The following is a 12,265-nucleotide window of genomic DNA, read 5'->3' on the forward strand; positions in this document are numbered from 1 at the left end:
CGCTTCACGATCTCCAAAGCCAATGCCAATCACGTCGAGATGTGAGGCCTGAACCTGGGCGGCGGCCTGTTGCAGGCCAAGCTCGCCGGTCAACAGTTGAGGGTCGTCACCGGGCATGACTTCATTCTTTCCGTCAGTCATCACGATGAGGTGAGGCTGCTGGCCTTCTGCGGAATGGCTATCGTGAGCAAGGGAAGAAATTTCGCGCCGAAGAGAGTCTACTCCGGTGAAAATTGCCTGATAGAGCGCCGTATTGTTCTTAGCTGCCGGGCTCGGCATGGCATTTAATTGCGCGAGGGCATCAGCCTTTGTAGTGACATAGACAGCGGACTGAATTGTGGGTACGACATCGTGGCTCTCAAAGGGGACGATCGCAATCCAGTCCACGCCTTCCTGCATGCCATTGATGAAGTCTGCCACGGAGCTCTTGAGTGCTGCATATCTGGAAGCAGCGCCCGGCGATGGCTGATTCATGCTTCCGCTGATATCGAGAACCAGCAATGAGACGTTGCCATGTTGCGCTGCATCCGGTCCAGCCCCAACACTGGCGTAGAACGGATGAATCTCTCCATCGGAGCTGCTCAACGTAATCAGATTCGTCAGATCGTTCGGTGCTGGAAGAACAAAGGGCGCCGGCTTCCCATCGGAACCTACTGGCGTGATCCTTGCAGACATGCAAGGCGACTGCGTAACCGGACTGCAGTTCACCAGGGTCGGAGGAGCTGTAAGCTGCAGCATCGCAGGCTTCTGACCCCACGCCGTGGAAGACAGCGCAAGCAGGGCAGCGAGACTTAGTCGAGTGCGCACTATTCGCCCTGCTTTCTGCTCTCGAAGCGAAGAGCGGTTCTGCCAATCATGACGTCGTCACCCGGGTGCAGTTCCTGTGACGCTACGACGGTTTTGCCCTTGATGCGCAGCACATACTTCGCAATGCCCTCGGCGCCTGAAGCTTCGGGATGACGGGCGATGTAGAAGCGTCCATCCTTCGAAAACAGAACCGCATGTCTTGGTGCAATGCTGCTGTCGGGAATCATGATGTCCGCGCCCTGCTGGAACCGTGTTCCTCCCTGCGTCGTAGCCGCGCTGCCAAGGACGTAGCTCTCATCAATCTCCAGGTCCCAGGCGGTCTTGTTGTTCCCCCGTTTGTTCTGGGCACGCGCGTCTCCGGAGCTTATGAAACGGACAAGGCCATTGCGGATGAGAATGGGTGCGATGCCGGCTCCAAAGCCCGTTCCCGCGCCTGCGAAACATAAACCTGCGAGCGACATGCCGGCGGAAACATGAGGCGCAAACAAAACAAAAAACGTACCGCCGAGCAGACCGCCGGCTAGACCGCCAACGTAAGCGTGGACAGAGCGTGCGCGGTTCGTCTTGAACCACCGCAGACCGATACCAAGGCCCACTACGGAGGTGCACAGAGCCCACACTGCAACGCGATACAGAGAGGGAGAGTTATTCGCAATGCCGAGACGTAGCGCCACGCTGAGGGCTGCTGCAATCAGACCCGCGCAGCCACCAAAAAGAACACCCCAGCCAATGGAGATACCGCGTATTTTTCCAAGAAGAATGCGATCGAAATACAGGAAGAGAAAGATTGCCGCACACAGGGCGAAGACAAGGAATGTCGTCGCGTCCGCAAGCCAACCGGCTCGGCTGTTTGAGAGCGGGATGCAGATCAGCAGGGTAACCATCGCAGACACAATGCCTGCCAATGTTCCTGTAAGAGTTGAGAAAAATAACGCTCGGTACATGATCAACTCAACTAAATTAAGGGTCCACCGGGGGAGGCGGAGTGGAGAAATTCACGGCGGGCAACTGAGCAGTCCTGCTCGTCACAGTACTCAATCACTGATGGTAGGATTAGAGACCGAGTTGCCGGGAGAGGTTGCATCTTAACCCGGTAATAAAATGTCCCATCCCCTTGGGCTATGATTCATCACTCTGAAACAAAGGCATCCACGCGTGTTCGGATTGCACTGATTGGAGCCGGTGCTTTAGGCTCCGAGTGCTGCAGACAGATCGTCCAGCTCCCGGGAGCGGATGCTCTGATCGAATCCATTCTGCTGGTCGATCCTGACATCCTCACATGGCAGAACGTACCTTTGAGCCGCGTGTATCAGGAGCTTTGTTACCTGAATCCGGAGCAGTGCATTGGCAGGTCAAAGGTGTTGATTCTTCAGGGCTTTCTTAACAGATATGCGCCACTGATTAAAGTCGAAGTCATAGCAGCCCCAGTGGCGGATGTTGGTTGGCAACAGCTACGTGCAAGTCATGTTCTGATTACGGCGACTGATAGTGTTCTATCCCGTATGGAAACTGGCTTGGCTGCTACAACACTCCGTATTCCTATGCTCGACGGGGCGGTGCACGCAAACTCTACCGGTGAAGGCCGGGTCTCATGGTTTACCGGTCAGAACGATCATGCATGTTACTCCTGTGGTATGTCAGATGTTAGCCGTGCTCGATTACTGGCGCAGATGGCTTCACCGTCCAATGGGTGTGAACGTCTTACACCGTCGCTTGCCATGAGCGGCGCTCCTCCTGATACTCCATCGCTTGAGATCACGGCCCGTCGCATGGTGCAGCTCCGTTGTGAATGGACAGTAAATCGATCAGGGTTTTTGACCGGTTCTTTCATCGTTAAGAGCGATGAACTTGCAAGGGTTACAGCCCCGCGGAGTATTACTTGTCCCTGGCACGATGTCTCGTCGGCGGAACTGATCGAGCTATTTCCGGATAAACCATTCAGGGACCAATTCCCGCGACAGGAAGCGCATCAGGGGGACCGGTGTTTTGAGCTGCAGTGGCCGATCAGTCTCGTCGCAAGCTGTGAGCATTGTGGTAAAGAATCGCGTAGGCTTCTTAGGCTGGCTCAGCTCCGGACGGCTTCATGCCCTCATTGCGGCGATCGTGCACTGCAGTCGGATCAGACGGTATCGGTCATCCGTTCCAGAGATCCGCTTGCAAAACTTACGCCGCGACAGCTTGGATTGCCGGATCTGCATCTAATCCGGTTAAGGCCAACCGTCCAGTTTCCCCCGATCACAAACGGACAGAACGAGAAAGAGACGAAACGAGCAACAGCGTCATGAATGCCTTAGAACGATCGACACTTTTGGCAGGGCTGATTGTTTTTATGGCCTCGCTCCAGTTCGGCACAAATCTTCTTGGACCTGGTGTTGCATCTCTTGCTGCGATTGTCCTCGGGGTGATTTGCACCCTCATCTGGGTGCACTTCGATCTTCCTCACCGCCTGATATGGATTCCGCCGGTTTCGTTGGGAGCAGCTTCTCTGCTTGCGGTAGGTATTGCTGCTCTCGTCGGTCCGATCAGCACGCTCTTCGCGATCGTCCCCATCCTTGTGGCCGGAGCCTCTTTTGCGACACTGGCCTTCCTCACCTGGGATCGGCCGCGATGTGGTCTCTGCAGCCGGCGCCTGCGGACACAATCCGTTGTCTTTCAGTGTCCTCGCTGCAGGCTTGAGGTATGTGAGGAGAGCTGCTGGAGCTTCGAGCATCGCCGCTGCCATCTCTGCCTGGAGCAGCGTGTTCCCATTCTTCCCATGCAGGAGCGCTGGTGGTCTCGCGTCACCGGGCCGCCATCCGAGGTTGGGAGATGCCAGGTCTGTCTCGCGGCGCCACAGAAAGCCGCTCTACGATGCTGTCCGAAATGCCGTCGCCTGCAATGCCAGGATTGTTGGGACTTCCACAATGGAAGTTGTACCCGCTGCGGTGAGACGCTTCCGGACCTGCCCTCTGCGCTGACGGAATCCATTGCAAAGGTTTACGACAGGAAGGCCTCCTAGATTCATCAAAGCGTCATCAAACGGTATTTCATAGACGAGGAAGTGAAACGAATGCCGAAGTATCAAATCTATTTCGACACTGTAAGTGGAGAGACGAAGTACAACGTCGATATCGATGAAGGCGAGACCTTGAATATGGTCCTTGAAGAGATTCTCTTCGATCTTCGCGAACGCGGCGATGTCCTGAAAGGAGACGGCGAACCAGAGGTGATCTGGAACAGTTCGATTCTGGATTTTGGCCGTGCTCTTCCGGAACAAGGGGTACGTCCCAATGACGTCTTGCGCGTCTCCACCGTCGCGACCAATGGCTGACATTCCGCAGACCTCACCCAGGGAAAGAAGGCTTGTCGCCGAGTGGGATCTCCTGCAGAGTCTCGCTCATCTGAATCCTGCACGTATCGGCAACCTCGCAGTAGAGGATGAGGTGTTCTCCTGCACGCTTCACAAGACCCCAGCCCTTCGTGTGGGAACGAAGGACGTTGTTACAAGCCATCGCTTGAAGATTGTCTTTCCGCTCTACTATCCCTCGGTTCCTCTCGAACTTTATCTGAAAGCTCCTGTCGCTCACCCGAATGTCCATCCTCGGACCGGCTTTCTATGTCTTTGGGACAAACACCAGGTAAGCAATAACGTGGAGCACGCACTTCACAAAACGGTCGCGATGCTTTCGCGTCGCCTGGAAAACCGCAATCCGGTTCACGTGATGCAACCCGATCTTCAGATGCTGTCTGATGCTGATTATCCTGCTCCCGGAGAGCCCCTCCTGGGCATTGCTCATCCGGGAATCGCCGCTCATGGTCGCCTTCCCGATGAGCCTCCTGCGAGAAGGAGGCGGCTCTCATGATTCGCGTCGGTCTTGGAGATGATGCTCCTTTGATGTCTTTCAGTGGTGAAGGGCTTCCCGCAAAACGCTACTCCCCCGAATCCATCAGGCGGCTAGGCGCACAGCTTCAATCGATGATGGGCGAACGCTTCCGTGTGTTGGAACCGATCGCTATTGGTGGTATGGCTACTCTCTTCCAGGTACAACACACGCTGCATCGCGGTCTGTTCATTGCCAAGGTGCTGCATCTTGAACTCGTGGAAAGAAAAGATGTCCGCGAAAGCTTCCGTCGTGAGGCGATCCACCTTGCTCAACTGGGGAACCACCCAGCGATGATTCCAATCCTCGATTTTCAGGAGAATGATCGCTTCGCATTCTTTCTCACGCCATTTATCGAAGGCGAAGATCTGGATCACACGCTCGCTCGTTGCGGCTCGCTATCGCGCGCTGAAGCCCTGCATATGGCGGCACAGCTGGCGCTGATTCTCTGCGAGGCGATGAGCGGCATACCTCTCATCACTGGCGCTTCTTTTGAGGAGATTCGTCACAAGCATCTGCAAGCGCAGTGGACGCTTCCCGCAGTGATCCAGAAAGACGCCCCGGTTGCGAAATTGTTGGACTGGATGCTGGCTGCGGATCCAGCAAAGCGCATGCAGAGTGCGTTCGAGCTCTCCGGCGTACTCGCAGCCCTCGGCTTCGAACGTCCGGAGTTTCATGGGATGGCGAAGATCGAGACGGAAAATCGAAGGGTCAGGCTCTCCAATTAAATGACAAGGCCCGGGCTAGATGGCCCGGGCCTTGTGTTTGGGGGAGGGCTGGAGCATTTTCCCTGTAGGTGTGATGTAGGGCTTCCGCCTCCATGGGCGTTTTCTGCAATGGAAACGCCGCTGCACGCCCTTCTGGGATACCCCAGTAACAGGGAAAATGCTCTAGAAGAGAATCTTCAATCCCAATTGCGTATTGAAGGGTTCACCGGCGCCAATACCCGGAGCTCCGTTGTAGTCGCCGATGGTGTCATACAGGCTGAAGCTTCCGCCGACTGTACTGCTTGGCGGTGCGTAGTTGATACGGTTGAAGAGGTTGAACATCTCTGCCCGGAACTGAATGGTCATCAATTCCTTGATCTTCGTGTTTTTGAAGACGGAGAAGTCCACATCGGAATAGCCAGGACCGTAGTAGCCATTGCGGCGTGAGGTTCCAAAGTGGCCGGTGGCCGGATCGGTAAATGCCGCAGGATTCAGCCAGCTTGCTCCTGGCTTTTGTCCCTGGTATCCCGCCTGCGGATTACCGATCTGGACAGCGCGGTCGTTGCCCTCGTTGGTGCCGCTGATATCGCCCGAAGCATGTACCGTGAACGGTTGGCCGCCGTGGAAGCTGAGCAGGGAGTTCAACTGCCATCCATGCGTCAACTCTTTCGGGCCCCACGCCGCTCCCGGAACTTCATAGCTCATCAGAGTGGTGAAAGTATTGCGGGTGTCAAAGTCGCTATTGCCGTAGTCGCCCTTGAAGTTGAAGTTATCCTGCGGCAGGCTTCCACGATATGCCGTCACTTCATCCAGGTTATGGCTCCAGGTGTAGGCAGCTTGCGTCATCAGCCCATGCCAGTGCATGACACGTAACTGCGCCTGCAGCGAGTTGTAGTTTGAGGTGCCAATGCTCTCGATCTGGTTGATGTTGCCATACTGCGGATAGCTTGAGGCGTAGGGAAGAGAGCTTGCGCCCGCAGTGACGTTGAGCTGATTCAGATCAAGCAGGCTGAGCAGGCGACGGCCTTCGCTGCCCACGTAGCCAAGCTGGGCAATGACATTTGCGCCAATCGTATGCTCGATATTCAGGCTGTAATTCTGGTTGTATGGTGTGCGGAAGTTCCGATCTACGGAGAATACTCCGCAGGGGTTCGACGAGGAACACGGGTAGCTGATCGCGGAAGGGAAGATGGCCTGGCCCCCGACGATCGTGGTCTTGCCGGGCTGCACTGTCGGGTCGCTTGGAATCGCCTTACCTGCCGCGCTGATGGTGTAGACAGGGTTAGGTCCTGCCGGATTGCCTTCAACGCCATTCGGCGCCTGGTTGCCCGGCCGGTTGTCGAGGAAGGGATTCAGGTTCGGCGTATCGAAGTAAAAGCCATAGCCGGCGCGGATCACTGTCTTGTCGTCCAGGCCATACGTGATACCCAGACGTGGGCTGAAGTTCTTGTAGTACTGCTGATAGAGAGAACTGATCTGGTTGCCCTGGAAGGCGATGCCATTGGTCGAGGTCATCTCAGGACGGAAGACAGAAAGATCTTTGTTGCCGTTATGCAACGGACCAACGTAGTCGTAGCGCACACCGTAGTTGAAGCTCAGCTTTCTCGTAAGCTGCCATGAATCTCCCGCGTTCAGCTCCCAGGTGTTGACGAAGACCTGGCGCTCCGGATCTCCAATGGCAATGGTGGCTGCCGAGGTATAACCGGCGAGAAAGTCTGCCAACGCTCCGGCAAGTCCGGATCCGCCGACACGCGTGCCATCAAAGGTGAACGATCCGACTGAGTGACGCTTATAGAACTCATCGAGCTGCGCCTGCCGGAACTCGCCACCGAGACGAATCTGATGCTTGCCCTTGACCCAGCTCAATTGGTCGGTCAGGTGGCCGGTGATGTCGTTACGGCCCTCGGGCGGCGTCATGCCAACTGGATCGAAGCCGGTAATGGTGATGTTCGGAGCATTGCCGAAGGGTGCCCCAGTCGCAAAGCCCAGAGACTGCACATTGAAATTGGTATTCGCGTCATTGAAGACCTGGTTGAAGTAGTTCACCCCTACCAGCAGCTGGTTCGAGATGGAGGGCGAGAGCATGCGGTTATAGACAACCGCGACGTTCTGAACGTGGATAGGCGCCACCTCGAAGTAGTCGTAGATCTGCGATCCGACTGGCGCCACCTGGTTGCCTTGACCGACGAACCAGTGGGCGCTCAGGCTGTCTTTGTCGGTGATGTGATAGTCCACCTTGCCAAGTCCGTTATAGCTGTAGCCAAATTCAGGGACGTTCGAATGGAAGTTATTGACGTTGCCGACCGTGTCGGAGGATAGATTGCCCCCGGCCCACAGCGTATTCAGCACCTTCTGCATAGTCGTATTTACGGGGATATTCTTTGCGGCAAGGATGGCCTTTGCCTGGTTCTGCCAGCCGATGGATGGTTCGGTGGCACTGCCTGACTCGCCGATCACAAACCGCTGCTTCTCAAATGTCAAAAATCCAAAGAGCCTGTCCTTCAGGATTGGTGCGCCGACTGAGAAGCCCCAGTTGTAGTTGCGCACCTTCTGCTTCGTATCGCTGAAAGGGCTTTTGGCTCCGAAGAGTTCATTGCGGTCGAAGTAGTAAGCGGAACCGTGCAGACGATTGGTGCCCGACTTGAGAGTCAGATTGATGGTTCCACCTGGGTTGCGTCCGCCTTCAGGGCCAGATTGTGTCTGGGCCGAGAACTGTTCAACAGCATCGATGGGCAGAATGATACCGGCAATGCCCGAGACACCCCCTTGGTTGACAGCCGGTACGTTGTGCCACAGATCGTTGTTATCCACGCCATCGATCTGCCAGTTCATCTGGTTGGCGCGAGTTCCGTTGAGAGAACCGTATCCACCGCCTGTATATCCGGCAAAGCCGGGTGTTAGCTGGATCATCTGAGTGAAGTCGCGACCATTCAGCGGCATATCCGCTACTGCTTGAGACTCGAGAACGATGTTCTGTGTCACGGTGGTTGTGTCGAGGGTGATGTCTGAGGCCTGTACCTCAACCGTCTGTGTTGCTGCCGCGCTTAGCTTGATGGATGGAAGTGTATAGATCACACCGGCGGAGACGGGGATCTTATCGACCTTAACCGTGCTGAATCCTGAATTGGTGGCCGTCAGTGTGTAAGCGCCCAATGGCAGATCATTGAACAGGAAGCTGCCGGCGCTTGAGGTTACCGAGGTGTACGTACTCTTTGTTGCTTCATTGGTGAGGGAGACTGTTGCTCCAGGGACGGTGGCTCCCGTCACGTCAGTGACTTCTCCATTGATGCCGCCACGAAATGTCTGGGCTGAAAGTGGAGGTTGACGTAGAGGATCGGCGCAACGCCAGTGTGCGGTGTTGCGCTGAGATGATCTCGCTCTCTGGTGAAGGCTCAGTCGCGACCTGACGTGTCAGAGCGAGAATGCTGATACCGCGAGATGATCCCGACATGAAACGGCATGAGCGAAGGAGTACGAAAAAGAATCGTTTGTAGCCCGACCCCAAGCACAGAAGCCCGCCGGGCTGCTTGGTCCGCAACCCCGTCTCCGTATCGCTGAAGCCCTTGAGTGGACAGCTCTCTGGTACCACAGGCGAGGCATGGACATGCAGGCGGATACGTTGAGTCAAATCGCAGCCTACGAAAATCGCCTCTAATGTCTTGTTCCGTACTTATCCCAGGTCGCTCTATCTTGGTACGGTAGTCGACAGAGTAAGTGGTGAAGCGATTTGTCTCTCGCCCATCGATGCCGGAAATGCATTATGCTTTGAGTCAAGACGGAAGATTGGTCCGCTTCTGGTGATGTTTCCTCTTGCGGCCTCACCGTTCCCCTGAACCGTTGCACGCCCTGTTTTATTACTGCCTGTATTGCTTTAACTTCTCCGTGCTTTCTTGCGGATCTCCCGAGGTTGCGATGCAGTCTACACATAATGATTTTCTGGTCCTGTCGATCGGCGACGATGCCGCCCTTCTTCATAACAGGGCGGATGTTCTGATGCGTGCCGGTTATAACGTGCTTTCGTTGCCCAGCTCCGTTTGGTTGGGCGAAGCCCTGTATCCCGGGTATGGAACCGTGATTCTCTGTCATACTGTGCCACCTGCCCGTCAGATTCTGATGGGCAGCGCTCTGGCAAGGGCCGGTGTGCCGATTGTGTGTCTCACCGACAAATTGAGTACAACTGCGCTTGGCGCGATGTACTCAGAAGACTTCACAAGCCTGTTCAACTTCCTGGAACAGGCCTCGGCCCGCTACGAGGCAAAGACCTTCCGCAGCGCTGCCGCATAAATTTTCGATCGATCATCCCTCTGGCTTCGGGGACGGAGGGAAGTCCTGCGCCTTCAGATAGACTGCGTAATGTGATTCCTCGTTCCTCCGATCCAGAGCCCGAGATCAGCGTCGTCATGACGACGTGCAGCCGTGCGCACTTCCTGCCCGGGGTTCTGGATGCACTCCTCGGTCAATCGCTGCTCGCGAGCGTTCGGGTCGAGATGGTGATCGTCGACGATCAATCAACGGACAATACGCCTGAGGTGCTGGCGCGCTATCAGGCGGAAGCGGCGATTCCTGTCCGCATCCTGCAGGGAGCCAAACAGGGGGTTGCTGCCGCACGGAATCTGGCCGCACAACACGCCCGGGGCCGGTGGCTGGCGAGCTTTGACGATGATGAGATCGCGCCGCCGCACTGGTTGCAGACCCTCTATGGTGTCGCCCAGCAGAACAATGCTGTCTGCGTGGGAGGGACGACCGTGCTTTCACTTCCGGAGGGGCGGTCTCTTAGTGAAGTGGGTCCTCGAGCCCGCCGGCTGCTCGGCGAGATCCTGTTCTCGGAAGAACGGAGTATGCAGTTCCACGAGCTTCCGTCCACCAACAATGTGCTTACCCGGCGCGACGTCTTCGAATCGATGGGTGGATTCGACCTGAACTTCACCGAAGGTGGGGAAGACACCAATCTTTTCCAGCGAATGCACGAGGCGGGCCATCGTATGTGGCTGGCCCCTGAGGCGAAGGTGCTGCACCTGATTCCGCCGCGCAGATTGGATCCGCATGTCTTGAGACAGTCGGCCATGCGCACCGGAGCGATCGAAGCGCGGCTTGCCGGAGCGAGGAATAGCGTCCCCAGCCTTCTATATAACCTGACCGRACGTCTGATACTCGCCGTCGTGCGCGACCTTCCGCAGTTGGCGGCAGGGCGTCTCACACGACAACCGGCGAAGGTGCTGGATGCTCAACTGAGTCTTGCGGTCACAGCCGGTTTGTACCGGGGATTGTCTGCGGCACGAGGTGGTTCGTCACAGTTCCTTAGCAGGATGGATTTCCGCAGTCGCCATGGGGAACGGCCCGACGCACCGCCGCGGCAGTAGAGCATTTTCCCTGTGGAGGCAGTGTAGGACTTCCGCATCCTGTGGGCGTTTTCCGAAATGAAAACGCTGCTGTACGGCACTTCCGGGATACCCAGCAACAGGGAATGCTCTAGTAGTACTTATCTCCCGTCGAGGCGCAGGACGCTGCGCGTCGTTGCGCGGTCAGCGCCACCGGAGAGCCACGGTGCGTTTCCAGGTGTATTGAGAACCTGCGATCGGTAGAACTCAAGTACCGTGGCATCGCTCTCAATGCGCGCATCGCCCCAATCGGCCCACTGCGGATAGATACGCCAGTCCCAGTCGATGTAGCAGATAGCCTTGATGCCCTTTGTGCCGCGGAGCAAGCCGAAATAAGGTGCGAACCATTGATCGATGGCGGCATGCGGGTCATGTACAGAGGCGCCTCGTAGCGTTGATTCCGCGATCATAACGGGAAAGCGGCGGTTGTCCGCTTCGGCAAGAAATTCCCGCGTTGCCGCAGATGAGAGCGTCGGCGGAGAGAAAAGGTTCACGCCCCACCAGTCGACGTACGCATCGCCGGGATAGAACTGCTGCCAGCGCGCGGCTGCGAATGCTGCCGCGGCGCCTGCTCGCTGCTGATCGAGTTCAGCATCCGGTGACCAGTCCCACACCACCGCTGCTTCCTGCGGTCATGCAGATCGACATAGCGCATCATCAGCATCGGCCGGGCCGGCGCTACCGCCTTCGAATAAGCATCGAAGCTCTGCCGGTCGCTCTGGCCCACCCCATGCAGCACTGTGTCGCGTGGCTCCAGTCTGCGGCCATAAAAAGCACGCGTGACGGGGGAAGCCTTCGCCCATGCCTGTAATGGAGTGGCAGCGCTCGCGGCGTTTGCCGTAATGGCCTCATCCACGGCTCGCAGGTGCCAGCGATGCCATGTCCATATGCCTGCCAGGGCCACGCAAAGCAGCAGCGCGATACGTGCGACGAGCTTCATGATGCCGTCTGACCAGCCTGATGCGAGCTCTCGAGAGACTTCTTCCATAGGTGATGCAGTACCTGTCCAGGCAGCAGCCAGATGCCGGCCAAAAATGCGAGTTCCAGCCAGCCCGGCCGGCTCGCCATGACCAGTCGGCCTATCTGCTGGAGCGCTCCCTTATCCTGGCTGCGCTTTGCCTTGAGTGCAACCTTGGTGCTTAGAAACGAAGCGAAGGCGCGATCGCCAATCCATTTCCGGTACTGTAGCGCCCACTCCAGAGAATCCTTCCAGTTGGTGCGCCGCGATCGGGAGATGCTGTCGACCACGATGTTGTAGACCACCAGCGGTTCCCACGCGAATTTAACACGGGCGCCGGCAAGATGCCATGCCTCCAGCAGCCATGCCCAGTCCTCATGGTCCGCATGCGTGGTGAAGGGGATTTCCTTGAGCAGGCTGTGGTGCAGTAGCAGTGACTGCAATGGAAGAACACCGGGGCGCCTGGTTAAGGATGGACGCAGCAGGATGTAGTCAGCCACATCCTCCGATGGACCAATGGGCCGTTCAGGATGGATGTTGTCTTTACCCTGGGCG

Annotated in this window: 11 protein-coding genes and 1 pseudogene; 7 read left to right on the forward strand and 5 right to left on the reverse strand. The window is 56.7% G+C overall.

Going from position 1 to position 12,265, the window contains the following annotated elements:
• Nucleotides 1-807: vWA domain-containing protein (locus AB4043_RS13800; RefSeq protein ID WP_442307295.1), on the reverse strand; the 807-nt coding region annotated here is incomplete at its 3' end.
• Entirely contained in the window at nucleotides 807-1,691 is an 885-nt protein-coding gene (locus tag AB4043_RS13805) for an FHA domain-containing protein (RefSeq protein WP_442302654.1), read from the reverse strand. The genes AB4043_RS13805 and AB4043_RS13800, both read right to left, overlap by 1 nt.
• A 237-nt stretch (nucleotides 1,692-1,928) precedes the next feature.
• Here AB4043_RS13805 and AB4043_RS13810 point away from each other — a divergent pair, with 237 nt between their 5' ends.
• The 5 genes from AB4043_RS13810 to AB4043_RS13830 are packed head-to-tail and all read left to right on the forward strand — an operon-like array spanning nucleotide 1,929 to nucleotide 5,395.
• Nucleotides 1,929-3,092 carry a ThiF family adenylyltransferase gene (locus AB4043_RS13810; protein WP_442307296.1) on the forward strand — a complete coding sequence of 388 codons (1,164 nt, stop codon included), beginning with the start codon at nucleotides 1,929-1,931 and terminating at the stop codon, nucleotides 3,090-3,092.
• On the forward strand, nucleotides 3,089-3,805 hold the full coding sequence (locus tag AB4043_RS13815; RefSeq protein ID WP_442307297.1) for a hypothetical protein: 717 nt from the start codon (nucleotides 3,089-3,091) through the stop codon (nucleotides 3,803-3,805). The genes AB4043_RS13810 and AB4043_RS13815 overlap by 4 nt, the downstream gene beginning before the upstream one ends.
• A gap of 51 nt (nucleotides 3,806-3,856) precedes the next feature.
• Nucleotides 3,857-4,117, forward strand: coding sequence for a hypothetical protein (locus tag AB4043_RS13820; protein ID WP_442302591.1), 261 nt, complete (start codon nucleotides 3,857-3,859; stop codon nucleotides 4,115-4,117).
• Nucleotides 4,110-4,649, forward strand: coding sequence for a hypothetical protein (locus tag AB4043_RS13825; protein WP_442307298.1), 540 nt, complete (start codon nucleotides 4,110-4,112; stop codon nucleotides 4,647-4,649). The genes AB4043_RS13820 and AB4043_RS13825 overlap by 8 nt, the downstream gene beginning before the upstream one ends.
• Nucleotides 4,646-5,395, forward strand: coding sequence for a hypothetical protein (locus AB4043_RS13830; protein WP_442307299.1), 750 nt, complete (start codon nucleotides 4,646-4,648; stop codon nucleotides 5,393-5,395). The genes AB4043_RS13825 and AB4043_RS13830 overlap by 4 nt, the downstream gene beginning before the upstream one ends.
• A gap of 162 nt (nucleotides 5,396-5,557) precedes the next feature.
• On the opposite strand, the gene AB4043_RS13835 is transcribed toward AB4043_RS13830, so the two are convergent.
• Complete coding sequence (locus AB4043_RS13835) at nucleotides 5,558-8,770, reverse strand: TonB-dependent receptor domain-containing protein (protein WP_442307302.1); 3,213 nt, start codon at nucleotides 8,768-8,770, stop codon at nucleotides 5,558-5,560.
• 516 nt (nucleotides 8,771-9,286) lie between these two features.
• On the opposite strand from AB4043_RS13835, the gene AB4043_RS13840 reads away from it, so the two are divergent.
• On the forward strand, nucleotides 9,287-9,658 hold the full coding sequence (locus AB4043_RS13840; RefSeq protein ID WP_442302587.1) for a hypothetical protein: 372 nt from the start codon (nucleotides 9,287-9,289) through the stop codon (nucleotides 9,656-9,658).
• A gap of 71 nt (nucleotides 9,659-9,729) precedes the next feature.
• On the forward strand, nucleotides 9,730-10,734 hold the full coding sequence (locus tag AB4043_RS13845) for a glycosyltransferase family 2 protein (protein ID WP_442307300.1): 1,005 nt from the start codon (nucleotides 9,730-9,732) through the stop codon (nucleotides 10,732-10,734).
• Between the two features lie 119 nt (nucleotides 10,735-10,853).
• Here the strand turns inward: AB4043_RS13845 and AB4043_RS13850 are convergent, their stop codons facing one another.
• Nucleotides 10,854-11,366 (reverse strand): hypothetical protein, encoded by a 513-nt coding sequence (locus AB4043_RS13850; protein WP_442307301.1) that lies wholly within the window; start codon nucleotides 11,364-11,366, stop codon nucleotides 10,854-10,856.
• 322 nt (nucleotides 11,367-11,688) lie between these two features.
• A pseudogene (locus AB4043_RS13855) lies at nucleotides 11,689-12,265 on the reverse strand (glycosyltransferase family 2 protein); the annotation flags it as partial.

Origin of the sequence: Terriglobus sp. YAF25 (assembly GCF_052113305.1) — a bacterium.
GTDB lineage: Bacteria > Acidobacteriota > Terriglobia > Terriglobales > Acidobacteriaceae > Terriglobus.

Excerpts from the sequence above, each read along its gene's own strand:
- AB4043_RS13815 (WP_442307297.1), top strand. The coding sequence starts at position 3,089 with ATGAATGCCTTAGAACGATCGACACTTTTGGCAGGGCTGATTGTTTTT.
- AB4043_RS13830 (WP_442307299.1), top strand. The coding sequence starts at position 4,646 with ATGATTCGCGTCGGTCTTGGAGATGATGCTCCTTTGATGTCTTTCAGT.
- AB4043_RS13840 (WP_442302587.1), top strand. The coding sequence starts at position 9,287 with ATGCAGTCTACACATAATGATTTTCTGGTCCTGTCGATCGGCGACGAT.
- AB4043_RS13810 (WP_442307296.1), top strand. The coding sequence starts at position 1,929 with ATGATTCATCACTCTGAAACAAAGGCATCCACGCGTGTTCGGATTGCA.
- AB4043_RS13820 (WP_442302591.1), top strand. The coding sequence starts at position 3,857 with ATGCCGAAGTATCAAATCTATTTCGACACTGTAAGTGGAGAGACGAAG.
- AB4043_RS13825 (WP_442307298.1), top strand. The coding sequence starts at position 4,110 with ATGGCTGACATTCCGCAGACCTCACCCAGGGAAAGAAGGCTTGTCGCC.
- AB4043_RS13805 (WP_442302654.1), bottom strand. The coding sequence starts at position 1,691 with ATGGTTACCCTGCTGATCTGCATCCCGCTCTCAAACAGCCGAGCCGGT.